This is a genomic window from Streptomyces sp. NPDC050704 (assembly GCF_040654355.1).
Taxonomy (GTDB): Bacteria; Actinomycetota; Actinomycetes; order Streptomycetales; family Streptomycetaceae; genus Streptomyces.
In genome coordinates this window covers 1-25,886 of sequence record NZ_JBFAHW010000098.1, presented here as the reverse complement: position 1 = coordinate 25,886, position 25,886 = coordinate 1, and the positions used below count along the sequence as shown (strand labels likewise).

General features: G+C 71.0%; 19 protein-coding genes. 9 read left to right on the top strand and 10 right to left on the bottom strand.

The window, feature by feature from the left end:
• Positions 1-62: 62 nt before the first annotated feature.
• The 4 genes from AB0I18_RS38920 to AB0I18_RS38905 are packed head-to-tail and all read right to left on the bottom strand — an operon-like array spanning position 63 to position 3,642.
• Positions 63-707 carry a response regulator transcription factor gene (locus tag AB0I18_RS38920; RefSeq protein ID WP_363110448.1) on the bottom strand — a complete coding sequence of 215 codons (645 nt, stop codon included), beginning with the start codon at positions 705-707 and terminating at the stop codon, positions 63-65.
• A complete protein-coding gene (locus AB0I18_RS38915) occupies positions 697-1,935 on the bottom strand; it encodes a sensor histidine kinase (RefSeq protein ID WP_363110447.1) in 1,239 nt (412 codons plus the stop codon). The genes AB0I18_RS38920 and AB0I18_RS38915 overlap by 11 nt, the downstream gene beginning before the upstream one ends.
• Before the next feature lie 25 nt (positions 1,936-1,960).
• Positions 1,961-2,740: an ABC transporter permease gene (locus AB0I18_RS38910; protein WP_363110446.1), complete on the bottom strand. Its 780-nt coding sequence runs from the start codon at positions 2,738-2,740 to the stop codon at positions 1,961-1,963.
• Positions 2,737-3,642, bottom strand: a complete 906-nt coding sequence (locus AB0I18_RS38905; RefSeq protein ID WP_363110445.1) for an ABC transporter ATP-binding protein — start codon at positions 3,640-3,642, stop codon at positions 2,737-2,739. The genes AB0I18_RS38910 and AB0I18_RS38905 overlap by 4 nt, the downstream gene beginning before the upstream one ends.
• Before the next feature lie 217 nt (positions 3,643-3,859).
• Here AB0I18_RS38905 and AB0I18_RS38900 point away from each other — a divergent pair, with 217 nt between their 5' ends.
• The 4 genes from AB0I18_RS38900 (at position 3,860) to AB0I18_RS38885 (ending at position 12,163) form a co-directional block, all read left to right on the top strand.
• Entirely contained in the window at positions 3,860-6,421 is a 2,562-nt protein-coding gene (locus AB0I18_RS38900) for an ABC transporter transmembrane domain-containing protein (RefSeq protein ID WP_363110444.1), read from the top strand.
• The gene (locus AB0I18_RS38895; RefSeq protein ID WP_363110443.1) at positions 6,418-8,280 is read left to right on the top strand and encodes an ABC transporter ATP-binding protein; all 1,863 of its coding nucleotides are present in this window, start codon (positions 6,418-6,420) and stop codon (positions 8,278-8,280) included. Before AB0I18_RS38900 ends, AB0I18_RS38895 begins: the two co-directional genes overlap by 4 nt.
• Before the next feature lie 83 nt (positions 8,281-8,363).
• A complete protein-coding gene (locus AB0I18_RS38890; protein ID WP_363110461.1) occupies positions 8,364-10,412 on the top strand; it encodes an ABC transporter transmembrane domain-containing protein in 2,049 nt (682 codons plus the stop codon).
• A complete protein-coding gene (locus tag AB0I18_RS38885; RefSeq protein WP_363110442.1) occupies positions 10,409-12,163 on the top strand; it encodes an ABC transporter ATP-binding protein in 1,755 nt (584 codons plus the stop codon). Before AB0I18_RS38890 ends, AB0I18_RS38885 begins: the two co-directional genes overlap by 4 nt.
• 182 nt (positions 12,164-12,345) lie before the next feature.
• On the opposite strand, the gene AB0I18_RS38880 is transcribed toward AB0I18_RS38885, so the two are convergent.
• The gene (locus AB0I18_RS38880; protein WP_363110441.1) at positions 12,346-13,008 is read right to left on the bottom strand and encodes a TetR/AcrR family transcriptional regulator; all 663 of its coding nucleotides are present in this window, start codon (positions 13,006-13,008) and stop codon (positions 12,346-12,348) included.
• 365 nt (positions 13,009-13,373) lie between these two features.
• Between AB0I18_RS38880 and AB0I18_RS38875 the strand changes: the two genes are divergently transcribed.
• The 3 genes from AB0I18_RS38875 to AB0I18_RS38865 all read left to right on the top strand — a co-directional run bounded on the left by AB0I18_RS38875 (position 13,374) and on the right by AB0I18_RS38865 (position 18,056).
• A complete protein-coding gene (locus AB0I18_RS38875) occupies positions 13,374-15,455 on the top strand; it encodes a M4 family metallopeptidase (RefSeq protein WP_363110440.1) in 2,082 nt (693 codons plus the stop codon).
• Between the two features lie 321 nt (positions 15,456-15,776).
• On the top strand, positions 15,777-17,423 hold the full coding sequence (locus tag AB0I18_RS38870) for a M4 family metallopeptidase (RefSeq protein ID WP_363110439.1): 1,647 nt from the start codon (positions 15,777-15,779) through the stop codon (positions 17,421-17,423).
• A gap of 129 nt (positions 17,424-17,552) precedes the next feature.
• Complete coding sequence (locus tag AB0I18_RS38865) at positions 17,553-18,056, top strand: DUF1990 domain-containing protein (protein ID WP_363110438.1); 504 nt, start codon at positions 17,553-17,555, stop codon at positions 18,054-18,056.
• 92 nt (positions 18,057-18,148) lie between these two features.
• Here the strand turns inward: AB0I18_RS38865 and AB0I18_RS38860 are convergent, their stop codons facing one another.
• The 5 genes from AB0I18_RS38860 to AB0I18_RS38840 all read right to left on the bottom strand — a co-directional run bounded on the left by AB0I18_RS38860 (position 18,149) and on the right by AB0I18_RS38840 (position 23,009).
• Positions 18,149-18,793 carry a DUF4328 domain-containing protein gene (locus AB0I18_RS38860; RefSeq protein ID WP_363110437.1) on the bottom strand — a complete coding sequence of 215 codons (645 nt, stop codon included), beginning with the start codon at positions 18,791-18,793 and terminating at the stop codon, positions 18,149-18,151.
• A 230-nt stretch (positions 18,794-19,023) separates the two neighbouring features.
• A complete protein-coding gene (locus tag AB0I18_RS38855; protein WP_363110436.1) occupies positions 19,024-19,299 on the bottom strand; it encodes a hypothetical protein in 276 nt (91 codons plus the stop codon).
• A 109-nt stretch (positions 19,300-19,408) separates the two neighbouring features.
• Positions 19,409-19,846, bottom strand: a complete 438-nt coding sequence (locus AB0I18_RS38850) for a hypothetical protein (protein WP_363110435.1) — start codon at positions 19,844-19,846, stop codon at positions 19,409-19,411.
• 54 nt (positions 19,847-19,900) lie between these two features.
• Positions 19,901-20,338: an SUKH-4 family immunity protein gene (locus AB0I18_RS38845; RefSeq protein WP_363110434.1), complete on the bottom strand. Its 438-nt coding sequence runs from the start codon at positions 20,336-20,338 to the stop codon at positions 19,901-19,903.
• Positions 20,339-20,390: 52 nt separating this feature from the next.
• Complete coding sequence (locus AB0I18_RS38840; protein ID WP_363110433.1) at positions 20,391-23,009, bottom strand: glycosyltransferase family 1 protein; 2,619 nt, start codon at positions 23,007-23,009, stop codon at positions 20,391-20,393.
• Between the two features lie 443 nt (positions 23,010-23,452).
• On the opposite strand from AB0I18_RS38840, the gene AB0I18_RS38835 reads away from it, so the two are divergent.
• Together AB0I18_RS38835 and AB0I18_RS38830 are read left to right on the top strand one after the other, a co-directional pair.
• Positions 23,453-24,652, top strand: coding sequence for a S8 family peptidase (locus tag AB0I18_RS38835; protein WP_363110432.1), 1,200 nt, complete (start codon positions 23,453-23,455; stop codon positions 24,650-24,652).
• Between the two features lie 547 nt (positions 24,653-25,199).
• Positions 25,200-25,886 (top strand): maltotransferase domain-containing protein (locus AB0I18_RS38830; protein ID WP_363110460.1); only part of this gene is annotated, 687 nt, incomplete at its 3' end.

The window sequence follows — 25,886 nt, the reverse complement described above, 5'->3', positions numbered from 1 at the left end:
GGGGTCTGGGGGCGCAGCCCCCAGGGGACGGGTATGGGTAGGGGCGGCGGGGGCGAGAACACCTAGCCCAGAATGCCCCGCTCGTATCCGACCGCCACCGCCGCCGCCCGGTCCTTGACGCTCAACTTGGCGTACAGGTGGGTGAGATGGGTCTTCACGGTGGCCTCGCTGATGAAGAGGACACGGGCGATCTCACGGTTCGACGTGCCCTTGGCGACCAGGGCCAGGACTTCGCGTTCGCGCGCGGAGAGGGGATCGCCCGCCGGAACCGCCGGGGTACGGACCGCGGAGACCAGCCGGGTGGCAACGGCGGGCGAGAGGACCGTACGCCCCTCCGCGGCAGCCCGCACCGCCGTGAAGAGCTCGTCCCGGGGAGCATCCTTGAGGAGATATCCCGTCGCGCCCGCCTCGATCGCGGAGAGCGTGTCCGTGTCGGTGTCGTACGTGGTCAGGACCAGCACCTTGGCCCGGGCACCCCGGCGGGTGAGTTCGGCGATCGCGTCGACTCCCCCGCCGCCCGGCATACGGAGGTCCATCAGGACGACGTCCGGATCGAGCGCGGCCACCCGGTCCACGGCCTCGACACCGTTCGCCGCCTCGCCCAGCACCACGAACTCCGGCATCGGCTCGAACATGCCGCGCAGACCGTCGCGTACGACGGGATGGTCGTCGACGATGAGAAGCGTGATCACGGGGTCATCGGTCATGGCGTACCAACGGTACGCGAGCCGACACCGCCGTCCCCTGCCCCGGCTCGGACTCGACGGTGAGGGACCCGGCGATGCGTTCGGCGCGGGCGCGCATGCCGGAGAGGCCGAAGCCGCCGGCGCTGGCGGGGGGATGGGCGGGATCGAAGCCGCGGCCGTCGTCGCGTACGTCGAGCATCACCTCGTCGCCGGCGAAGGAGAGGGTCACGCCGAGACGGGTGGCGCGGGCGTGCCGGGCGGCGTTGGACAGGGCCTCCTGGGCGATGCGGAGCAGGGTCGCGGACACTTCCTCGTGGAGTTGCTCGGCGGTGCCGGTGAGGGTGAACTCGGCGCGTACGGCGGTCCGTTCGGCCCATTCGGCGACCGTGCTCTTGAGGGCCTCGGGCAGGCCGTCGTGTTCCAGGGCGACGGGGGCGAGGTTCTGCACCGAGCGGCGGGCCTCGCCCAGGCTGTGGCGGGCCAGGTCGGCGGCGCTGCCCAGGTGTTGGCGGGCGGTCTCGGGGTCGGGGGTGTTCGCCACGACCTGGAGCTGCGCGATGATCCCGGTCAGGCCCTGCGCGAGGGTGTCGTGGATCTCGGCGGCCAGCCTGCGGCGTTCGTCGGCGACCCCGGCTTCCCTTGCCTGGACGAGGAGTTGGGCGTGCAGGGCGGCGTTCTCGTCCAGGGCCTGTTGCAGGGCGGTGATGGTTTCGGCGCGATTCCGCGAGCGCTGCTCCTCCTGCTCCATCATGTGGGCGATGACCAGCTGCAAGGCGGCGTTGACGATGATGAGCCCGCCGAACAGGGCCCACTGGCCGGTGCTCTTGGGCGGCAGCCCGCCGGACTGCGAACCGGCCAGGGTGACGGCGGCGGCGAACACGCCGAGCCGTCGCCACCGGCCCGCGAGCAGTTCGTCGGCGTCCATCAGGCCGGTGGCCGCGTAGAAGCCGAAGAGCGGGTTGATCCAGGTGAGCGCGAAGGCGATCACCCAGCGGACGACGTAGTACGCCGTCCCGGCCGGGGACGGCGTACGGCCCAGGCCGGGACGGCGGCGCCGGACGGTGTTCCACCACACCTGGAGCGCGATCGCGGCGACGACCAGGACCCCGGCCCCGTACCAGTCGGCGGGGCCGTCCATCAGGTCGGCGGCGCCGGCCGACAGGACAGCGCCGACGGCGAGCAGCCCGTACGGTCCCAGGGCGCGCATCTGCTCCCAGCGCCGGTCGATCTGCGTGTCCACCGCGGTCATGCCCTCAGTCTGCACGGGCCGTCCCCTACTCCCAGCGGAACCAGCGCGCGGCACCGGCCGTCAACAGCACCGTCCAGGCCACCAGCACGCCCAGGTGGTCCCAGCCCGGCCAGTCCCCCGCCGCCGCCTGGTTCAGCGCCTCCGCGGCCGCGCCGAACGGCGTGAACCCGACGAAGCGGGCCAGTACGTCGGGCATGGTCTGCACCGGCATCCACACGCCCGCGCAGAACATCGCCGGGAAGAACACGGCCGACCCGACGGCACCCGCGATCTTCGTCGTCCGGGACAGCGCGGAGATCACCGCGCCCAGCGCGAGGGCGGCCAGGACGGCCAGTACCAGGGCCAGGGCGTATCCGAAGGGCTGCTCGGGCAGCCGTACGTCGAAGGCGAGCCGCCCGACCGCGAGGGCGAGCAGTGCCGACACCAGGGCGGCCCCGCCGTACAGGAACATCTGCGCGGAGAGCAGGGCCGCGGGCCGGACCGGCGTGGTGGACATCCGGCGCAGGATGCCGCGCTCGCGGTAGCCGGTGAGGGTCTGCGGCATCGCCTGGAGCCCGCCGACGATCAGGCCGAGCAGCACCCCCACCGGGACATAGCCGTCGATCGGGCGCAGCCCGCCGAAGTCCGGGTCGGTCTCCCGGAAGGCCGGGATGGAGCCGAGGATCACCAGCAGCAGGGTCGGGAACCCCAGGATCCAGAACAGGCTGCCGGGTTCCCGGCGGAACAGCCGGACCTCGCTCTTCAGTACGGCGGTGTTGACGAGGGCGGTGTTGACGACGGCGATGCGGGGAACGGCCGTGCTCATGCCGCTTTCTCCTTCGTGAGGTCGAGGAACGCGTCGTCCAACGTGGCGTCGGTGACACGGAGTTGGTGGGCGGTGATGTGGCACCGGGCCAGCAGGGTGACGACCGCGTTGACGGTCTCGTCGGTGCCGGACAGGGTGACGCGGCCGTCCCGGTGCTCGACCGACGCGAGCGCGGGGAGCGCGTTCAGGTCGCGGTCCTCCAGCGGGGCGGACGGGGTGAAGCTGATGACGGTGGCGCCCGTCGAGCGGCGGATCAGACCGGCCGGGGTGTCCAGGGCGGCCACCCGCCCCTTGTCGATCACGGCGATCCGATCACACAGCCGCTGCGCCTCCTCCATGAAGTGGGTGACGAGGAGGACGGTGACGCCGTTCGCGCGGATGTCCTCGATCAGCTCCCAGGTGTCACGGCGGGCGCGCGGGTCGAGCCCGGTGGTCAGTTCGTCGAGCACCACGACCTTCGGATCGCCGATCAGCGCGAGCGCGATGGACAGGCGCTGTTTCTGGCCGCCGCTGAGCTTGCCGAACCGCGTGCCCAACTTGCCTTCCAGGCCCAGGCGTTCGGCCAGCGGGCGCCAGTCGGCGGGGCTCGGGTAGAAGTCGGCGTACAGCTCCAGCGCCTCGCGCACGGTGAGTTTGGCCTGGAGTTCGCTCTCCTGGAGCTGGGCGCCGAGGACGCGGCTGACGGCCTCGTGGTCGGCGATCGGGTCGAGGCCGGTGACGCGTACGCGGCCCGCGTCCGGGACCCGCAGCCCCTCGACGCACTCGACTGTGGTCGTCTTGCCGGCGCCGTTCGGGCCGAGGATGCCGAAGATCTCGCCCTCCTCGACGGTGAAGGAGACGTCGTCGACGACGGGCTTGCCTCCGTATGACTTACGCAGTCCGGTTACTTCGATGACGGTCATGGACCGAGGGTCCCGGTCGGGCGGGGTCCGGCACATCGGCCATCGCGCTCGAAGGGGCATCGGCCGATCGGTTGATGCGGGCGTACGACTCCGGGGCGGGCCGGGTCGGGAGCGAGGGACGGCGGAGGATCGAGGCGGTCCTAGGCCCATGGGACCAGTGCGGGTCCGGCCAAAACTCGCTGGGCGGTGTCAGTGCCGAACCGTAGGCTCGCCACTGATGTCCACCACACCCGCAGTGCCCAAAACCCTGGACCTGGCCAAGGAACCGATCGAGGACCCCGACAAGGACCCGCGCAAGGACCAGCGCAAGGAGCGTTCGGCCGTGCGCAGCCTGCTGCGCCTGTGGCCGTACGTGCGGCCCGTGCGCGGCCGGCTGTTCACGGCGGCGGTCGTCGCGGTGGTCGCCTCGTGCGCGGGGCTGGTGATCCCGCTGGTCCTGAAGTGGATGGTGGACGGACCGGTGGCCGGCCGCGACACGGGCGGGGTGTGGCTCGGGGCGCTGTTCCTGTTCCTGCTCGGGGTCGTCGAGGCGGTGCTCTTCGGGCTGCGGCGGTGGCTGGTGGCCCGGCCGCTGGCGGGCGTCGAGGCGGCGATGCGGGCGGACCTGTACCGGCATCTGCAGCGGCTGCCCGTCGCGTTCCACGACCGCTGGCCCTCCGGTCAGCTGCTGTCGCGGGGCACCACGGACCTGATGCTGCTGCGCATGTTCCTCGCCTTCCCTCTTACATTCCTGCTGGTCAACGGCGTGACGATCCTGGTGGGCGTCATCATCATGCTGGCCCAGGAGTGGACGCTGGGGCTCGTGCTGCTCGCGCCCGCAGTGCCGGTGATGATCGTCTGCTGGCTCTTCGAGAAGCGGTACTCGAAGGTGGCCAGGCAGGCCCAGGACCAGGTCGGCGATCTGACGACGCTCGTCGAGGAGAGCGTGCTCGGCATCCGGATCATCAAGGGGTTCGGCCGCCACCGCAGCCAGGCCCTCGCCTTCCGGGACCTCTCCCGCACCCTGCGCGGCACGGAACTCGCGAAGGCGCGCCTGCTCGCCGCCATCTTCGCCGCGATCACCATCCTCCCCGAACTCGCCATCGGCGCGGCGCTCGTGCTCGGGACAGTGCAGGTGGCCGACGGCGAGCTGTCCACCGGCACACTGGTCGCCTTCCTCTCCACCGCCCTCGCCCTGCGCTGGCCCATCGAGTCGATCGGCTTCCTCCTCGCCATGAGCCAGGAGGCAGCCACAGCCACGGAACGCTATTTCGAGGTACTGGACGCGGAGCCGGAGTCGGGGGGTGCGGGTTCCGGTGCGGGGGCGGCTTCCCGTACGGGTTCCGGAACGAGGGCCGGGACCAGTACGGGTTCCGGGATGGAAGCCGGAACCAGTGCCGGCGCGGCCGCCTTGCACGGCGGGACACGGACCACGGTCCCGCACCCCGCCACCGCCTCCGGGGCGGATGCCGGCGCTGAGGGCGGTTCCGGTGCGGCTGCGGCTGCAACGCACGGCGGTACACCGACCGCAGCCGCGGCCACCGCATCCGGCGCGGCTTCAGGCAAAGGGGCAGATGCGGCTTCGGCGGCGAGTGCGGCGGCGCACCGCGGTACACCGACCGCAGCCGGGGCCACCGCCGGTGCCGACGCGGCTGCCGCGGCGACGCACAGCGGGACGCGAACTGCCGTCCCGGCCCCGGCCGACGCCCCCGACGCGACTTCAGGCGAGGGGGCGAGTGCGACTCCGGGCGCGGATCCGGCGGTTCGCCGCGGGACGCCGACCGCGGAAGCGACCCCCGCCGGCGCCCTCGACGTGGATGTCGCTGCCGGTGTGGCTGCCACGGCGAGGCACGGCAGGACGCCGACCGCAGCCGCGGCCACCGCCCGCGCCTCCGACGCGGACACCGGTGCCGGTGCGGGTGTGGCTGCCGCGGCGGGGCACGGCGGGTCGCCGGCCGTGACCGCGATCCCCGCCACCGCCCCCAGCGCCGCAGGCACCCGTACCGGTGGGCTTCAGTTTCACGGTGTTCGGTTTCGGTACCCGGATGCTCCTGCCGACAGCACTCCCATCCTCGATCGCATAGACCTCCACATACGTCCGGGCGAGACCATGGCGCTCGTAGGGGCCACCGGGACCGGGAAGACGACGCTCACCGCGCTCGTCCCGCGGCTGCACGAGGTCACGCGGGGGCGGATCACCCTGGACGGGGTGGACATCACCGACATGCCCAGGGAAACGCTGCGCGCCCTCGTGGCCGTGGCCTTTGAAGAGCCCACTCTCTTCTCCGCGAGTGTGGGCGAGAACGTCCTCATGGGCGCCGGGAGCGGCGCGGGCGAAGCCGAGTTGAACCGGGCCCTGGCCGTCGCGCAGGCGGACTTCACGCACGGGCTCCCCCAGGGCACGGACACCCAGGTCGGCGAGCAGGGACTCAGCCTCTCCGGCGGCCAGCGTCAGCGTCTCGCCCTGGCACGGGCGGTCGTCGGCCGCCCCCGCTTCCTCGTGCTTGACGACCCCCTGTCCGCCCTGGACGTCCACACGGAGACCCTCGTCGAGGCGGCCCTGCGTCGCGTCCTCGCGGAGACGACCGCGCTGGTCGTGGCCCACCGCCCGTCCACGGTCCTCCTCGCCGACCGCGTGGCCCTGCTCTCCCGGGGCCGCATCGCCGCCGTCGGAACCCACCACGAACTCCTGCGCACGAACGCCGAATACGCCTGGCTGATGTCCGGAACAGCAGAGGGAACGGCAGATCGAACGACTGGGGAAACGGCTGCCGGAACGACCGAGGAGGACACCCGATGACGGCGCCCACGACCACCGCGCCGACCGACAACGACGATCAGGACCAGCCGGCGCCTCCGTACAGGGACGGCGACCCCTTCGACAAGGACACCCTCCCCTCCCCGCCGCGCGCGACGGCCACCCTCCTGCGCTCCCTGCTCGCCCCGCTCAGGGCCCGCGTCGTCCTCGCGGCGGTCCTGCTCCTGCTCCAGCAGGCGGCGGTGCAGGCGGGCCCGCTGCTCGTGGCGTACGCCATCGACCGCGCCGTACCCGCCTTCCGGGACGGCGACCACGGCCCGCTGATCGCCGTCGCGGCCGGCTACGTGGTGGCCGCGCTGGCCGCGGGCGGACTCCAGTACGGCTTCGTCATCGCGTCCGCCCGGGTCAACCAGGACGTCCTGCTCGACCTGCGCGGCAGGATCTTCCGGCACGCACAGGCGCTCAGCGTGGACTTCCACGAGCGCTACACCTCGGGCCGCCTCATCTCCCGCTCCACGACCGACGTCGAGTCGCTGCGCGAGCTGCTCAGCGAGGGGCTCCAGGAGCTCATCACGGTCATCCTGTCCTTCGTCTACATCTCGGCGATGCTGCTCTGGCTCGACCTGGGCCTGGGCGCCGTCGCGGTGGCCTCGTTCGTCCCGCTGTACCTCCTCATCCGGCTCTACCAGCACCGCGCCGGACGGATCTTCGGCCTCCGCTCGACCGCGATCGCCGCCGTCATCGTGAAGTTCGCGGAGACGATGAACGGCATACGCCCGGTGCGCGCGTTCCGCCGCGAGGCCGCCAACGACGCGGACTTCCACGTGCTCAACCGCCGCCACGAACGCGTCAACGGCGACGCCATCCTGGAGATGGCCCGCTACGTCGTCGGCTCCCGGCTGGTCGCCAACACGGCGGTCGCGGGCATCGTGCTGTGGGGCGCGTACCGGGTGGCCTCGGAGTCACTGGCGCTGGGCGTGCTGGCCGCCGCGGTCCTGTACCTGCGCCGCCTGTACGACCCCATCGACCGGCTCGGCATGTTCCTCAACTCGTACCAGTCGGCGGCCGCCTCGCTGGAGAAGATCGCGGGCCTGCTGGCCCAGGTCCCCTCGGTGCCGGAACCCGCGGAACCGCGTGCGCTGCCGGAGCTCGCCTCCCAGCACCCCGGCCGCGAGGTCGTCTTCGACGACGTCCGCTTCGCGTACCGCACCGGCGGCGAGGTCCTGCCGCCCTTCTCGCTGACCCTCCCGGCGGGCCAGACCGTCGCCGTGGTCGGCTCGACGGGCGCGGGCAAGTCGACACTCGCCAAACTGCTGGCCCGTTTCTACGACCCCACGGCCGGCCGGGTCCTCCTCGACGGCGTCGACCTGCGCGAGCTCACGGCCCCCGAACTCCGCCGCGGTGTGGTGATGGTGACCCAGGAGGCCTTCCTCTTCTCCGGCACGGTCGCCGAGAACATCGCGATCGGCCGCCCGGACGCCTCCCGCGAGGACATCGAGCGGGCCGCCAAGGCCATCGGCGCCCACGACTTCATCAGCGCCCTGCCGGACGGCTACGACACGGACGTACGCAAGCGGGGCGGCCGCATCTCGGCCGGTCAGCGCCAACTCGTCGCGTTCGCCCGGGCGTTGCTCGCGGACCCGGCGGTCCTCATCCTCGACGAGGCCACCAGCTCGCTGGACATCCCCGGCGAACGGGCCGTCCAGCGCGCGATGCACACCGTCCTGCGCGGCCGTACGGCGGTCGTCATCGCCCACCGGCTGTCGACCGTCGAGATCGCCGACCGGGTCCTCGTGATGGAGCACGGCCGCATCGTCGAGGACGGCAGCCCCGCCCAACTCATCGCGGACACCGGCAGGTTCGCGGATCTGCACCAGGCGTGGCGGGACAGCCTCGTGTAGCGGCGACGGGGCGCGGCGCGGTGCGGGCAGAGGTGGTCACGGAAGCGGGCTGGACGAGGGGTGAGCAGCGGGTGGCGCGGCAGGTGGACACGTACGGGGACCCTGGGACGCCGGACTGCCGCGGCGGTGGCCGGTACCTCTGGTGGCTGATCACCAGACAGCCGGGCCGGGCCGCCGCGGGGGCCCTGCTGGGCAGCGTCTGGATGGTCCTGATGGCTCTGACGCCGTATCTGCTGTCCCGTGCGATCGACGACGGTCTCGAACCCGGCGACGAGGCCGCGCTGGTCGGCTGGGTGGCCGCCCTGCTGGGCCTCGGGCTGTTCAACTCCTGGCTGAGCATCATGCGGCACCGGACGATGACCCGGCTCCGGATGGACGCCAACTTCCGTACGGTCAAGGTCGTCGTCGGGCAGGCGACCCGGCTGGGGGCCGCGCTGTCGCGGCAGGTCGGCACCGGCGAGATCGTCACCATCGGCGTCGGCGACGTGCAGACGATCAGCCAGTGCCTGACGGTCGTGGGCCCCGGCGTCGGTTCGGTCGTCGCGTACGCCGTCGTGGCCGGGCTGCTGCTGTCGGTCTCGCTGCCGCTGGCCCTGGTGATCCTGCTCGGGGTGCCCGTGATCGCCGGGATCGTCGGTCCGTTGATGGGGCGGCTGCAGGGCGCGGAGACGGAGTACCGCGAGCGGCAGGGCGTGCTGACCGCGCGGATCGGCGACCTCGCGGGCGGCCTGCGCGTCCTCAACGGCCTTGGCGGCAAAGGGCTGTTCGCGGACGCCTTCCGCCGGGACTCGCAGAAGCTGCGGGCGCAGGGCTACCGGGTCGGGGTGGTGACGAGCTGGCTCCAGGCACTCGGCGTCGGGCTGCCGACGGTGTTCCTCGCCGTCGTGACCTGGCTGGCGGCCCGGCTCGCCGCCCAAGGGTCCATCACCATCGGCGAGTTGGTGTCCGTGTACGGCTATGTCGCGTTCCTCGTGGGCCCGGTGGCCTTCTTCGTCGAGTGCAGCTACCAGGTCAGCCGGGGCCTGGTGGCCGCCCGCCGCGTCGTACGTTTCCTGTCCCTGGAACCGATGACCACGGAGCCCGTGGCCAGGGAGCGCGTGACCAGGGATTCCGTGGTCAGGGAACCCGTGACCGGGAAGCCCGACGCCGGGAAGCCCGGGACCAGGAAGCCCGTCGCCAAGGAACCCATGACGAGGAAGCCCGTGACCGGGAAGCCCGACGCCAAGGAACCCATAGTCAGGAAGCCCCTGCCCTGGAAACCCGACGCCAAGAAACCCGCGGCCAGGGAACCCGTGGTCACAGAATCCCCGGTCACAGAGTCCCTAGTCCCAGAGTCCCCGGTCACAGAGTCCCTGGTCACGGACAAGCTCGCTCTCGACGCCCCGGCGGAGCCCTCGGTGCTGCACGATCCGCGGTCGGGTGTCCGGGTGGCGCCCGGCAGGCTGACCGCGCTGGTCGGTGCCCGTCCGGCGGAGTCGGCCGCCGTGGTCGACCGGCTCGGCCGGTACGCCCCGACGGCGGCGACCTGGGGCGGCGTACGCCTCGACGGGATCGCCCTGCCGCAGGTCCGGGAGCGCATCCTGGTCGCGGACAACGAGGCCGACCTGTTCGCGGGCACCCTGCGCGACCTGGTCTCCGGCCGCGGGGACCACGACGACGCGGCCATCGCCCGGGCCGTGCACGCGGCCGTGGCGGACGACATCGTCCTCGGGCTGCCGGACGGGCTCGACTCGGCCGTCGACGCGCAGGGCCGCAGCCTCTCCGGAGGGCAGCGGCAGCGGGTACGTCTCGTACGGGCGCTCCTCGCCGACCCCGAGGTCCTGCTGGCGATCGAGCCCACCTCGGCGCTCGACGCGCACACCGAGGCCGCCGTCGCCGCCCGGCTGCGGGCCGCGCGTGCCGGTCGTACGACCGTCGTCACCAGCACCTCGCCGCTGATGCTCGACCAGGTGGACACCGTGTACTACCTGGTCGACGGCAAGGTCGCGGCCGGCGGCAGCCATCGCGAACTCCTCGACGGGGAGCCGGGATACCGCGCGCTGGTGGCCCGGGACGCGGACGTCGAGTCCACCGAGGCCGACGCGATGGAGGCCGACATCACGGACCTGGACGCAGAGGAGGCCGTGCGATGACCGCGCAGCTGCCGGTGGCCGAACCGGCCGACGTACGCCGGGCCGCGGGCCGGCTGATCCGGGCGGACGGCCGTGCCTTCACCGCCCTGCTCGCCCTGAACGCGCTGGCCGCCGCAGCCGGTCTGGTCGGCCCGTGGCTGCTCGGCCGCATCATCGACGAGGTACGGGCCGGCGGCGGTGTGGACACCGTGGACCGGCTGGCGCTGATCATCCTGGTGTGCGCGCTGGCGCAGCTGCTGCTGGCACGCGCCGCCCGGTACGTGGGGCACCGGTTCGGGGAGCGGACGCTGGCGCGGGTGCGCGAGGAGTTCGTCGACCGGACGCTGGCCCTGCCCGCCTCGGCCGTCGAGCGGGCGGGCACCGGAGACCTGACGGCCCGCGGCACCGCCGACGTCGCCATGGTGGGCACCACCCTGCGCGACGCCGGTCCCGAACTGCTCATCGCCTCGGTGCAGTCGCTGTTCCTGCTCGGCGCGGTCTTCGTACTCGACCCGCTGCTCGGCGCCTGCGCGGTGCTCGCCCAGGCCGGCATCTGGTTCACCCTGCGCTGGTATCTGCGCCGGGCGCGCGCCGCCTATCTCGCCGAGGGCGCCGCCACCTCGGAGGTGGCCGAGATCCTCGGGGCCACCGCCTCCGGCGCCCGCACGGTCGAGGCGTTCGGCCTGCAGCGCCGGCGGATCACCGCGAGCCGCGAGGCGCTGGAGACGTCCCGTCGCACCCGGATGTACACGCTGTACCTGCGGAGCGTGTTCTTCCTGGTCGTGGAGGTCTCGTACGTCCTGCCCGTGGTCGTCGTGCTGCTGGTCGGCGGAGCCCTGCACGAGCGGGGCGCGATGAGCCTGGGTGCCGTCGTCGCGGCGGCACTGTATCTGCGCCAACTGGAGTCACCGCTCGACACGATCCTGATGCGGGTCGAGCAACTGCAGAGCAGCAGCGCCTCGTTCGCCCGCGTGGAGGGCCTGAGCCGGGCCCCGCGGGCCACCGGGTCCGGGTCCCCCGCGCCGGCGGACGACCGGATCGACGTGACCGGGGTGCGCTACTCGTACGACCGCGGGGGCGAGGTGCTGCGCGGGGTCGACCTGACCGTGCGGCCCGGGGAGCGGCTGGCCGTCGTCGGCCCCTCCGGCGCCGGGAAGACCACCCTGAGCAGGCTGCTCGCGGGCATCGACGCGCCGCGCTCCGGCACGGTGACGGTGGGCGGGGTGCCGGTCGCCGATCTCGACCCGGAGCAGCTGCGACGGCAGGTCGTCCTCGTCACCCAGGAGCACCACGTGTTCCTGGGCACGGTTCGCGACAATCTGCTGATCGCCGAACCCTCGGCCGGCGACGCCGAGTTGTGGGCCGCCCTCGCGGCGGTCGGTGCCGACGACTGGGCCCAGGAGCTGCCGGCCGGGCTCGACACCGAGCTGGGGCCCCGCGGCCACGGCACGGACGGCTCGCGGGCCCAGCAACTGGCCCTGGCCCGCGTCGTACTGGCCGACCCGCACACGCTGATCCTCGACGAGGCCACGGCGCTCCTCGACCCGGCGACCGCCCGCCACACGGAGCGCGCGCTGGCCGCCGTACTCGAAGGACGCACCGTCATCGCCATCGCGCACCGCCTGCACACCGCGCACGACGCGGACCGGGTAGCCGTGATGGAGGACGGCCGCCTGACCGAACTCGGCACCCACGAAAGCCTCGTGGCGGCCGAGGGCGCGTACGCGGCACTCTGGCACTCGTGGCACGGCGAACGCCCGGGGCCGTCCTGAGCCAAGCGCTCCGCGGGAAGCGCGGTATTGAATCTGCGGGCCGTCCGTGGCTGGTCGCGCCCACCCGGCGGAGCCGCAGATGTCACAGCCCCGCGCCCCTTCGGGGGCGCTGTACCGCACGGACTTCGTTGATTCCGCTCAGGTCCGCTGTCCGGCCCGGACGGACTCGACGCCGTCCTGAGCTACGGCCGCTGCTCGGCTTGGCCGGACTCGGTCCCGTACGCCCGCAGGAAGGTGTCCACCGCCGACCGCGCCACCGCGCGCAGCTCCGTCGCGGGGACCTTGCGCGTGCCCAGGCGGGTGCGTGTCTCCAGCGGTCCGGTGAGCAGGGCGAGGAGCTGCTCCGCGGCCAGGGCGGGATCGGACGGACGCAGGCGGCCGGCGAGGGAGAGCCGGGCGAGCCGGTCCGCGAGGGCTTCGGCGAGGCGGTTCGCGGTGCGGTCCTGGACCGTCTCGATCAGGTCGGGGAAGCCGCCGACCTGGGAGTACGTCAGCCAGCGCAGCGCCCGGGACCGCTCGCCCGAGCACACCTGGAGGAGGCGGTACGCGACGTCCTCCAAGGCCGCTCGCAGGTCGTCGCCGGGGGCGCGGAGGCGCTCCACGACGGCGAGGTTCTCGGCCGTCACCGTGTCGGCCGCGGCCTCCATCGCGTGCCGGAACAGGTTCTCCTTGTCGCTGAGGTGGTTGTAGACGGTCGGCTTGGCGACCCCCGCCTCGTCGGCGATCTCCTTCACGCAGGCGTTCGCGTAACCCCGGCGCGCGAAGACGGTGAAGGCGGCGTCCAGGATGGCCTGCCGCTTGTCGATACGCCCTCGCGCGGCCGGAGTCGTGGCTGTGGCTGTCACCGCTGCAGAGTACCGCCGCACGATGAACCAGCCAGACCACTGCTTCGAACCAAGTAGTCCAGATCCGCCAGGCAAACAATCCGCATACCGAACATGGCCACCCGGACAACGAACCGTTTCCGGCCAATCTATTGATGCGCACCTGACAGGAGTGGCGATCTCCTGCCACTCTTCCCACGACTACTTCACAGCAACCCCACATCTGCACCGCCTTACCGCTGTGCCGTGGTCCACCCCCACGCACGCCCGCACGTGCCGCACGCAAGTGGTTCCGCGTTCCGCCTTGTTCTGCCCGGACGGCCCCCAACCGACCGGTCCCCCATTGGCCGCGCGAGCGATCCGTGGCCACGCAGAAGGAGTCCGTGTTGAGACGCACCTCCCACAGACACACCTCGCACACCGCAGACGCCTCCCCCGCCACAGGCACCACCAGCTCCGCCCGTTCCACCCGGCGCAGGGTCGCCGCCGGCGCGCTCGTCGCCGTCACCGCCCTGCTCGCCGCGGCCGTCCAGACGGGCGCCGCCACCGCCGACGCCAAGCCGGCCCCGGGCAAGCTCGACAAGGGCGCCCTGGCCGTCAAGCTCTCCCCCGCCCAGCGCGCCCAGCTGCTGCGGGACGCCGACACCGCCAAGGCGGACACCGCCGAGGAACTGGGGCTCGGCGCCAAGGAGAAGCTCGTCGTCCGTGACGTCATCAAGGACGCCGACGGCACGGTCCACACGCGCTACGAGCGCACCTACGCCGGACTCCCGGTCCTCGGCGGCGACCTGGTGGTCGAGACCGCCGGGTCCGGGAAGACCGAGGCGGTCACGCGGGCCGCGAAGGCCCAGCTCAAGGGCATCACCACCAGCGCGGCGGTGAAGCCCGCGGTCGCCGAGAAACAGGCCCTCAAGGCCGCTGCCGCCGAGGGTTCGAAGAAGACCGAGGCGGACGGCGCCCGCAAGGTGATCTGGGCGGCGAGCGGCAAGCCGACCCTCGCGTACGAGACGGTGGTCGGCGGGCTGCAGCACGACGGCACCCCGAACGAGCTGCACGTCATCACCGACGCGGCCACCGGCGAGAAGCTCTTCGAGTACCAGGCCGTCGAGAACGGCACGGGCAACACCCAGTACAGCGGCAGCGTCACGCTCGGCACCGCCCAGTCCGGGTCGACGTACAACCTCACCGACACGGCCCGCGGCAGTCACAAGACGTACAACCTGAACCGCGGTACGTCGGGCACCGGCACCCTCTTCTCGGGTCCCGACGACATCTGGGGCAACGGCGCCCCCGCCAACCTGGAGACGGCGGGCGCTGACGCGCACTACGGGGCCGCGCTGACCTGGGACTACTACAAGAACGTGCAGGGCAGGAACGGTATCCGCGGTGACGGCGTCGGCGCGTACTCCCGCGTCCACTACGGCAACAACTACGTCAACGCCTTCTGGCAGGACTCCTGCTTCTGCATGACGTACGGCGACGGGTCGGGCAACGCCAAGCCGCTTACGTCGATCGACGTGGCCGCGCACGAGATGACGCACGGCATCACGTCCAACACCGCGGGCCTCAACTACAGCGGTGAGTCGGGCGGGTTGAACGAGGCGACCTCCGACATCTTCGCGGCGGCCGTCGAGTTCTACGCCGACAACTCGGAGGACGTCGGCGACTACATGGTCGGCGAGAAGATCGACATCAACGGCGACGGCACCCCGCTGCGCTACATGGACAAGCCGAGCAGCGACGGCTCGTCCAAGGACAGCTGGTACTCGGGCATCGGCTCGATCGACGTCCACTACTCCTCGGGCCCGGCGAACCACTGGTTCTACCTGCTGAGCGAGGGCAGCGGCGCGAAGACCATCAACGGGGTCAGCTACAACTCGCCGACCTCCGACGGCCTGCCGGTCACCGGCATCGGCCGCGAGAAGGCGGCGCTGATCTGGTTCAAGGCGCTCACCACGAAGTTCACGACCACGACCAACTACGCGGCGGCCCGCACCGGGACGCTCGCGGTCGCCGGTGAGCTGTACGGCACCGAGAGCGCCGAGTACACGGCGGTGCAGAACGCGTGGGCCGGCATCAACGTCGGCGCGCGGCCCGGTGACGGCGGGGGCGAGACCGGCACGTCGTTCGAGAACACGACCGCCGTATCGATTCCGGACAACGGAGCGGCGGTGACGTCGTCGATCACGGTCTCAGGACGGACCGGCAACGCGCCCTCGAACCTGATCGTCACGCCGGACATCACGCACACCTGGCGCGGTGACCTGGTCGTCGACCTCGTAGCCCCCGACGGCACGAGCTACCGCCTGAAGCCCTTCAGCTCCTCGGACTCGGCGGACGACGTCAGCGAGCCCTACACGGTCGACGCGTCCTCCGAAGTCGCCAACGGCGCCTGGCAGTTGAAGGTGCAGGACCAGGCGGCCCAGGACGTCGGAACCATCAACGGCTGGAAGCTGACCTTCCCGTAAGCCCCCTCACACACAACTCCACCGCACACCCCCCACGGGCAGGGCGCCGCCCCGGAGATCCAACTCTCCGGGGCGGCGCCCTCTTTGCCCGGCCTTCGCGAGCGATCAAGTCCGCAATGCGTATGCGGATCTTCGGGCAGCGGACGATTTCCGGCCAACCTCTATTCGCCCCACTGACATGTACGCGACCCAACTGGCACTGTTCACCTCGCACGGAACAGTTCCCACGGAACAGCTCGCACGGAACACCCGCACCGCAACTTCACAGCGTCCGACGGACCCCCCATGACCGTCGGACAACCCCCCACGAAGGAGCCTGCGTTGACCTCTGTCTACGCGCGTCACAAGCGCACCACTCTGGCCATCGCCACCGCCGTCGCGGCCGGAGCCCTCATCACCACCGGCCTGACCACGGCCGCCGCCCAGACCCCGGCCGAGCCGTCCGGCAGTACGGCCCTCGCCGGCGCCCCGGTCCAGCTGTCCGCGGCCGCCCGTACGAGCCTCATCCAGAAGGCCGACGCCGCGGCGCCGGCGACGGCCGACGAGATAGGCCTCGGCGGGAAGGAGGAGCTGGTCGTCAGAGACGTCGTCAAGGACGCGGACGGCACGACGCACACCCGCTACGAGCGCACGTACGCCGGACTCCCGGTCCTCGGCGGCGACTTGGTCGTCCACGAGTCCAAGTCCGGTGAGACGCAGGGCATCACCAAGGCGACGAAGGCCGCGGTCAAGGTCTCCGACGTCACTCCCGACATCGCCAAGTCCACTGCCGAAACACAGGCGTTGAAGGCCGCGAAGGCGGAGGGCAGCACCAAGTCGGAGGCGGACAAGGCGCCCCGCAAGGTCGTCTGGGCGGCGAGCGGAACTCCGGCTCTCGCGTACGAGACGGTCGTCGGCGGATTCCAGCACGACGGCACCCCGCAGCAGCTGCACGTAGTCACGGACGCCGAGACGGGCAAGAAGCTGTACGAGTGGGAGGCCGTCCAGACCGGTACGGGCAACAGCCAGTACAGCGGCAAGGTCACCGTCGGAACCTCGCTCTCCGGCTCCACCTACCAGCTCAACGACCCGTCACGCGGCGCCAACAAGACGTACAACCTCAACCGCGGCACGTCCGGCACCGGCACGCTCTTCACCGACGCCGACGACACCTGGGGCACCGGGGCCGCCTCCAACACCCAGACCGCCGCCGTCGACGCACACTACGGCGCGCAGGTCACCTGGGACTTCTACAAGAACGTGCTCGGCCGCTCCGGCATCAAGAACGACGGCAAGGCCGCCTACTCCCGCGTCCACTACGGCAACGCGTACGTGAACGCCTTCTGGGACGACAGCTGCTTCTGCATGACGTACGGCGACGGCGAGGGCAACACGAAGCCGCTCACGTCCCTCGATGTCGCGGGCCACGAGATGACCCACGGCGTCACGTCGAACACGGCGGGTCTGAACTACTCGGGCGAGTCCGGCGGTCTCAACGAGGCGACCTCCGACATCTTCGGCGCGGCGGTCGAGTTCTACGCGGCCAGCTCCTCCGACGCCGGCGACTACCTCATCGGCGAGAAGATCGACATCAACGGCGACGGCACCCCGCTGCGCTACATGGACAAGCCGAGCAAGGACGGCTCGTCCAAGGACAGCTGGTCGTCCAGCCTCGGTGGTCTGGACGTCCACTACTCCTCGGGCCCGGCGAACCACTTCTTCTACCTCCTGTCCGAGGGCAGCGGCGCGAAGACGATCAACGGCGTCAGCTACAACTCCCCCACGTCGAACGGCTCCACGGTCACCGGCATCGGCCGCGACAAGGCCGTACAGATCTGGTACAAGGCGCTCACCACGTACATGACGTCCACGACGAAGTACGCGGCCGCGCGCACCGCGACGCTGAACGCGGCGTCAGCGCTGTACGGCGCCACCAGCACGGAGTACAAGGCGGTCCAGGCGGCCTGGGCCGCGGTCAACGTGAACTGACGCCAGGCTGACGCCCGGCTGACGTTCGGCCGAGTCACACGGCCGAGTCACACGGATCGACCCCCGAAGGGGCACTGGGCGGTACCCGGGACGAAGGCATCCCCGGGTGCCGCCCTACTCTTGGGTCCCATGCCCTTCACGTACGAGGACGTGGGCGCGACCCGCGACGGCCGGTGTCCGCCCGGTTTTCACCCCCTGCACGTCCGAACCATCATCGGCGAGGGCCACGACGTCTTCAAAACGGCGTCCCAGGCCGTCATGACCTGGGAACTCCACCGAGCGGTGGGCGTGACCATCACGACCGAGGCCCCCCAGGCCGCCCCGGGCGTCGACGTCACGGTCGGCCTCGGCCCTCTGATCAAGGCCCCCTGCCGCATCGTCTGGACCGTGGACGAACCCCGCCGGGTCGGCTGGGCCTACGGCACCCTCGAAGGCCACCCGGAATCCGGCGAGGAGGCCTTCGTGGTCGACCGCACGGGCGACGGCACGGTCTGGCTCACGATCACCGCCTTCAGCCGCCCCGCCAAGTGGTACGCCCGAGCGGGCGGCCCGGCGACCCGGGGGTTGCAGCATGCCTATGCGCGCAGGTGTGGGGCGGTGTTGCGGCGGATGTGTGCGGGGGACGAGGAGTGACCGGCACGGGAGTCCGCACTTCGCGGGCTCCGGGCCAGTAGCACGGCACGAAACCAAGGCGACAGCGGCAGGATCGGCTCTCAGGCCGAGACCTACGGCCTCTCGGCAGCCTTCAGCCGTTGCATGGCCGTCAGCCGGACGGCGAAGTACACGGCGGCCGCGGCCGCGGCGGCTTCCAGGATGTCGGCGGCCATCACCTGGAGAACGGCGGCCCGGATCTCCTCAAGGGCTTCGGCGTTCGCGTAACGCTGCCCGGTGTACCGCCGGAACAGGATCGCCGTGACGAACAGACCCCACCACAGGTTCACCGGCCAGTAGGAGACCTTGAAGGGTTCGCCGTCGGCCGGCAGCCGCGTGCCGGCTCCCCACATGTCCACGGCGATCCGGTAGGGCATCCAGAGGTTCGCCAGCGGGATGAGCCAGGACCCGATCGCCCAGCCCGGGCCGTTGCGAAACCGGTCCGGCCCGAGCACTCCGGCGTAACGGCGCATCAAGTAGAACCAGATGACGAAGCCGATCGCACAGGCAAGGAACGTGGCCTCCTGGACCCGCCCAGCCGTCCGGTAGAGCGCCTCAGCATCATCAAGCCCCTGCTGTGAGTCGAAAGCGAGGCCCCGTACCTCGCCGAGCAGCGTGTACTCCCGAACGCCGGCGTACACGGCGAACAGGTCACTGAGGACGACGACCACGAGCAGCGCCGACACCCCGACGAGCAGAAACCGCGGCGGCTGCGACACCCCGCCGGGCAGAGCCGGACGCGGACGTAGACCACTGGATCCGAACAAGACGACGGCCCCCCACAGGCACGAAAACAGAATCGGCCGCGAAAGAGCGGGCGCTGAGGGAAGGTACGCCAACTGCGGGCGGTCCGTCCATGACGAACGAGCAGGTCGGGGTCGGGTCCGGGCCCAGCACGGTGCGCGGGGCCCAAGGGTGGCTCACACCGCGCCTTGCCGGAATACGGCGGTCACCAGGAGTTGTGCTCCAGGCGCACAAGCCCGTCGATGGACTCCAAGCGTGCTTGCAGAATCGGGGCAGGAGCCGAGCTGGTGATCAGCAAAAGCACGTGGACCGCCGGGTGTTCCGACTCGTAGAGCTCGTCCTCGCCATCATCGCCGGGGATGAGGTTGGGCTGGACCTGTACGCGCCCTTCGGAGTGGTGGGCTGAGTAGTAGACGCCGAGGAAGTGACTGTCGCGCTCGGTGAAGACGAGCCCGAGACGACCGGCGACCAGCTGAGCCAACTCGCTCGCGCTGTGCTTCTGGTGCCATAGGTGATGTATTCGGTCATGGCCGACCGACCTTACGCCGCGAAGCCCGAACCACCCCGCGAACGAACGGGGCTACACCGGGCTACACCCGGTCTTGGTACACCTTGATCAGGGCGGGCCTGAGTCCACGGATCACCCTCCAGACCTCTCGGCTGCCCAACTCCTCGGCCCACCGGTCGAGGTCGTCCTCCGCGTCGTGAAAGAACCACGAATCAAAGCTGCCCAGCGCCTGCAGGGCGGGATCGGCTCCGAATCGAAGCTCGCAGTGCACCTGTACGTAGTGATCGTGACCGCCATCACCGTCGCTGACCTCGAATTGGCGCGTGAAGTCCAGCGTGAACGTCGGAGGGCCGTCGAACGAATACGTCCCGTACTGGAACAGAAGGCCGTCGGCATCAGGAGAGTCCGGCGTGCGGAGGCGCCGCCGCCCGAAGCGGACGAACGCGAGCCAGGCATCCTCCGCGCCCAGATCGGCAAGCGCCCGCCGCCCGTCGCACAACTCGCGCTCAAGCAGGCTCACGCCCTCGTCCGTCAACGGCCTCGGAGGAATCGACATCGATCCTCGACCTGCCCATCACTCATGAAAGTCTCCCATCGAAACATCCCACCTGAATTCATACCAAAGGGAGCCCTCAAAATAGGCAGCCGGGTCGATCCCGCAAACGAGGTCCTGAACTCTCTGCGAGGCAGTCTCCCATTCATCATGATCCGAGTTCGCAGAGTAGAAGGGGAAGGCATCAGCCAACCTGCACATACAGTCGGTGAATTGCGCGACCGAAGAATTAACCAGCACGAGATCGTCAGCGGCCAGCCCCCACAACACTTCCCCGGAATCCTCATCGATGAATACCGAGGTCGCCCTTCCGAACAGGCCAAACCGAATCAGCGACCTGCGTGAAACAGAGTGACCTCTCTCGGCCGAATCGAGTGCCCGATACGCGAAGAACCTGCCAGGGACGATCAACTCGGAGCATCCACCCTCAACGGGGACGCTGACGAGGGGAAGATCCATAGCACCCCTTCCCCTCGCCCCAGCCACCCCCGCCCACTCACCACACCCCACCTCACCGCATCAAAACCCCCGCCCCCTCCCCCATCCCCTCCGAAGGCACAGCCACCACCCCCACCTCCGCACCGGAAGCCAGCAACCGATGCGCAGGCAGAATCCGCACCGTGTACCCGAAGGGCCCGGTGCGGTCCAGGGACAGTGGGCCCTCGTACACCCACCGCCCCTCCAAGTCCGGCCCGCCCGTCGGCTTCAGCGGTGCCGCCGCGCCGTCCTCGATGCGGTCCTCCGGGTCGACGCGGCCCGAGACCGCCTGGACCTCGACGTCGTCGGGGGCCAGGTCGCCCAGGCCCACCCGGACCCGGAGGGAGAGCGTCGAGCCGAGTTCGGCGGTCGGGGTCGCGGCCGTCGTCTCGACGTGGTCGACCGTGACGTGCGGCCAGGCCGTGCGGACGCGGGACTTCCAGGCCGCCAACTCCCGTGCGGAGGCGGGGTCCATGGCGCGGTGGGCGTGGGCCGCGGGGGTGTAGAGGCGGCCCACGTACTCCCGGACCATGCGGCCCGCCAGGACCTTCGGGCCGAGGTGGGTCAGGGTCTGGCGGACCATCTCGATCCAGCGGTCGGGGAGGCCGCCCTGGCCCCGCTCGTAGAAACGCGGGGCGACCCGCTGCTCCAGCAGGTCGTAGAGCGCCGACGCCTCCAGCTCGTCCCGGCGGTCGTCGTCGACCGCCGTGCCGTCCGCCGTGGGGATCGCCCAGCCGAAGTCGGGCTGGAACCACTCGTCCCACCAGCCGTCCAGGACGGAGAGGTTCAGGCAGCCGTTCAGCGCCGCCTTCATGCCGGAAGTGCCGCACGCCTCCAGGGGGCGGAGCGGGTTGTTGAGCCAGATGTCGCAGCCCGGGTAGAGCTTCTGCGCCATCGCCATGCCGTAGTCGGGGAGGAAGACGATGCGGTGGCGTACGCGCGGGTCGTCCGAGAACCGCACCAGCTCCTGGACCAGGCGTTTGCCCCCGTCGTCCGCCGGGTGCGCCTTGCCCGCCACCACGATCTGGATCGGGCGCTCAGGGTGCAGCAACATATCCATGAGCCGGTCCCTGTCCCTGAGCATCAGGGTCAGGCGCTTGTAGGAGGGGACCCGGCGTGCGAAGCCGATCGTCAGGACGTCCGGGTCCAGCACGCCGTCGATCCAGCCGAGTTCGGCCGTGCCCGCGCCGCGCTGCCGCCAGGACGCGTGCAGCCGCTCCCGTACCTCCGTCACCAGCTTCTCGCGCAGGACGCGGCGCAGCTCCCAGATGTCCTGGTCGGGGATGTCGGCGACGGCGTCCCAGCGGTCGGAGCCGCCGACCGTCAGCGCGTCCTCGGTCCGCTGCGCGCCGATCTGGCGGGCGCCGAGGCGGAACACCTCGGGTGCCACCCAGGTGGGCGCGTGCACCCCGTTGGTCACGGAGGTGATCGGCACCTCGTCCGGGTCGAAGCCCGGCCACAGGCCCGAGAACATCTGCCGGCTGACGTGGCCGTGCAGCAACGACACCCCGTTGGCCCGCTGCCCGAGCCGCAGGCCCATCACCGCCATGTTGAAGAGGTTCGGTTCTCCGCCGGGGTAGGTCTCCATACCCAGTTGGAGAATTCGCTCCACCTCGATGCGCGGGAGTTCCGCGTCCGGGCCGAAGTGCCGGGCCACCAGCTCCCGGTCGAAGCGGTCGATTCCGGCGGGTACGGGCGTGTGGGTCGTGAAGACCGTGCCGGCCCGGACCGTTTCCAGGGCGGCGTCGAAGTCCATTTCCTGGTAAGAGAGTTCGTGAATACGTTCCAGGCCGAGGAATCCCGCGTGGCCCTCGTTCGTATGGAAGACCTCGGGCTGCGCGTGGCCCGTCAGACGGCAGTACGTACGCACCGCGCGCACCCCGCCGATGCCGAGCAGCATCTCCTGGAGCAGCCGGTGCTCGCTGCCGCCGCCGTACAGCCGGTCGGTCACGCCCCGCTCGCCGAGGTCGTTCTCCTCGACGTCCGAGTCGAGCATCAGCAGCGGGACCCGGCCGACCTGGGCCAGCCAGACGCGGGCGTGGAGGGATTTGCCGCCGGGGAGGGCCAGGGACACCTGGGAGGGGGTGCCGTCGGGCTCGCGCAGCAGGGAGACGGGCAGTTCGTTCGGGTCCAGGACCGGATAGTGCTCCTGCTGCCAGCCGTCCCGGGACAGGGACTGGCGGAAGTAGCCGTGCCGGTAGAGGAGTCCGACGCCGATCAAGGGTACGCCGAGGTCGCTGGCCGCCTTGAGATGGTCACCGGCGAGGATGCCGAGGCCGCCCGAGTACTGCGGCAGCGCGGCCGTGATGCCGAACTCGGGTGAGAAGTAGGCGATGGCGGCGGGGAGTTCGGACGGCTGGGACTGGTACCAGCGCTCACCCGTCACATAGTCGTTCAAGTCGTCGGCGGCCGCGGACAGCCGTCGCAGGAAGCGCCGGTCCTCCGCCAGCTCGGCGAGGCGGCCGGGCGACACGCTCCCGAGGAGGCGTACGGGATCGTGTTCGGAGGCGGCCCAGCGCTCGGGGTCCACGGACTGGAAGAGGTCACGGGTCTCGGCATGCCAGGACCAGCGCAGATTGCGCGCCAGGTCACTGAGCGGGTGAAGGGCTTCGGGGAGTACGGGACGCACGGTGAATCTGCGGATGGCCTTCACGAGCTTCCACCTTCACGGGACGTACGCGGCAGCGGGGCACACATCGACGTGCGCCCTTTGTCACCCACGACGGTAGCGGCGAGGGTGCCTCCGCAACTACGGCGCATGGGGGGTCATATGCCGTTCGGCGATCAACTTCACACCGAAGCGTCCGAGTTCGGCCGGATACCTGCGCAACCTTTGCCTTCCTTCCGTCCCAGCCCCGTCCCAGCCGCCCGTTTCCGGATCACCGCGATCTCCACATGTACCCCACGGGCGATATGGCCGATTCCGCCCCCTCGTACGACCTTGTGGCACTTCACACCGCACGAGAGGCTGCCAAGTGGCGATCCGGCCAAGGCCCCTCGAGGCCCGCCCAGGGCCCCGCGAGGGCTGTCGAGGCCCCACAAGGGCGCATGCAACTTGGGCCGGGGTACGCCGAGTTGAGGAGGGGAACTCACACCATGGCAGTGACGCGCAAGCGGCGGCTGCACTGGGCGGGAGGCTGTACGGCGGTGCTGACGGCCGCGGTGCTTTCGGCCGTCACCCTGCCCGCGGACGCCGCCCCCCAGGGGCAGATACTCGGCGCCGGCGGATCCGGCGTCATCAGCGACAGATACATCGTCACGCTCAAGGGGGGAACGAAGGCTCCGTCGAAGGCGGGCAAGGACCTCGCCGCCAAATACGGGGCGAAAATCAGCCACACCTACAGCACCGCGCTCAACGGCTACGCGGTACGGGCCGACGCCCGGCAGGCCAGGCGCCTCGCCGCCGACGCACAGGTGGCGGCGGTCTCGCAGGACGCCACCGTGGCCGTCGAGCACCGGCAGCCGGACCCCCCGTGGGGCCTCGACCGCATCGACCAGCGGGACCTGCCGCTGGACCGCGGCTACACCTGGCCGGAGTCGGCGGGCCGGGGCGTGACGGCGTACGTCATCGACACCGGCGTACGCGTCACGCACCAGGAGTTCGGCGGCCGGGCGAGCCACGGCTGGGACTTCGTCGACAACGACGCCATCGCCCAGGACGGCCAGGGCCACGGCACGCACGTGGCGGGCACCGTCGCGGGCACCACCTACGGCGTCGCGAAGCAGGCGAAGATCGTCTCCGTGCGCGTGCTCGACAACACCGGGGCCGGCACGCTCTCGCAGGTCATCGCGGGCATCGACTGGGTGACCAGGAACGCCCAGAAGCCCGCCGTGGCCAATGTGAGCCTGGGCGGGGTGGCGGATCCGCAGCTGGACGCCGCCGTCCGCAACTCCATCGCGTCCGGCGTCAGCTACACGGTGGCGGCGGGCAACGACGGCCTCCCGGCCAGCCTCTTCTCACCGGCCCGCGTCCCGGAGGCCGTCACCGTGGGCGCGAGCGACCGGACGGACACCCGGGCGGCCTTCTCCAACTGGGGCGCGCGGCTCGACCTGTTCGCCCCCGGCGTGGACGTCACCTCGGCTTCGTACGCGAGTGACACGGGCGCGGCGTCCTTCTCCGGTACGTCGATGGCGGCACCCCACGCCACGGGCGCGGCCGCGCTCTATCTGGCCGACAACGCCTGGGCGACACCAGCCGATGTGAGCAAGGCTCTTGCCGATCGGGCCGCAACCGGGAAGATGGTCGCCCCGGGGCTCGGTTCACCGAACAAACTCCTGCAGGTCAACAACCCCTAAGTAGTTGTGCATTCACCGACCGGCCTCGTCCCGTGAATCCTTGGCAGCTTCTTGACGGCTCCTTGGCGGATTCTCACCCGACGGGGCCGGTCTTGTGTGTAGACATACGCGCGAGTAGTTAACAAAGTGCCGGATTGCCCACCCGAAAAGGGTGGGAAGGCTCAACCGGTACGCCCAGCAGGACCCACCTCCCCACACCCTCATCCGCCCACCCACGTTGACGCGGACAGGAGCGGTCATGCCCGCCACGCACCACTCGTCATCACCCCCGACGCCCGGCACCTCCGCGCCCCCCGATCCCGGGGCGAACGCCGACCGGCCCGAGCCGCCGGAGGCGAGGACAGCGAAGTCCGAGAAGTCCGGAACCACGAAGTCCGGCACGGCGAAACCCGCAACGGCAAAGACCGGAAGGGAGAAGTCCGCCTCCGTGGACGACTCACCCGAGAAGACCGCGTCCGCGAAGGCCACCGCCGCCACCGACGCCACGACCGACACGGCAGACACGGCAGACACGGCAGACACGACCGACTCGACCGACTCGACCGACATGGCAGACACGATCGTCACCGGGGACGGGCCCCTGATCGGGCGCATCCCCGTCCTGGACGTGCGTCCGCTGGTCGCGGGCGGCCGCCGCCCCGCCAAGGCCGTGGTGGGCGAGTCGTTCGAGATCTCCGCGACGGTCTTCCGCGAGGGCCACGACGCGGTCGCCGCGAACGTCGTCCTGCACGGCCCGGAGGGCCGCTCCGGCCCCTGGACGCCCATGCGCGAACTGGCCCCCGGCACCGACCGCTGGGGCGCCACCGTCTCCATACCGGAGGCCGGCCGCTGGACGTACACCGTGGAGGCCTGGGGCGACCCGATCGCCACCTGGCGCCACCACGCGCAGATCAAGATCCCGGCGGGCATGGACACCGAGCTGGTCCTGGAGGAGGGCGCGCTGCTGTACGAGCGGGCCGCCGCCGGAGTGCCGAAGAGCAAGGGCCGCCGCGACGCGATCCGCACGGCCGTCAGTGCCCTGCGCGACACCGGGCGCCCCGCCGCCGCCCGTCTCGCCGCCGCCCTGACGCCCGACGTGGACCACGTCCTTGCCCGCCATCCGCTGCGCGAGTTCGTCTCGTCCTCCGACCGGCTGTCCCTGCTGGTGGAGCGGGAGCGGGCGTTGTACGGCTCGTGGTACGAGTTCTTCCCGCGTTCGGAGGGTGCGCTGGCCGAGCCGGACAAGCCGCCGGTC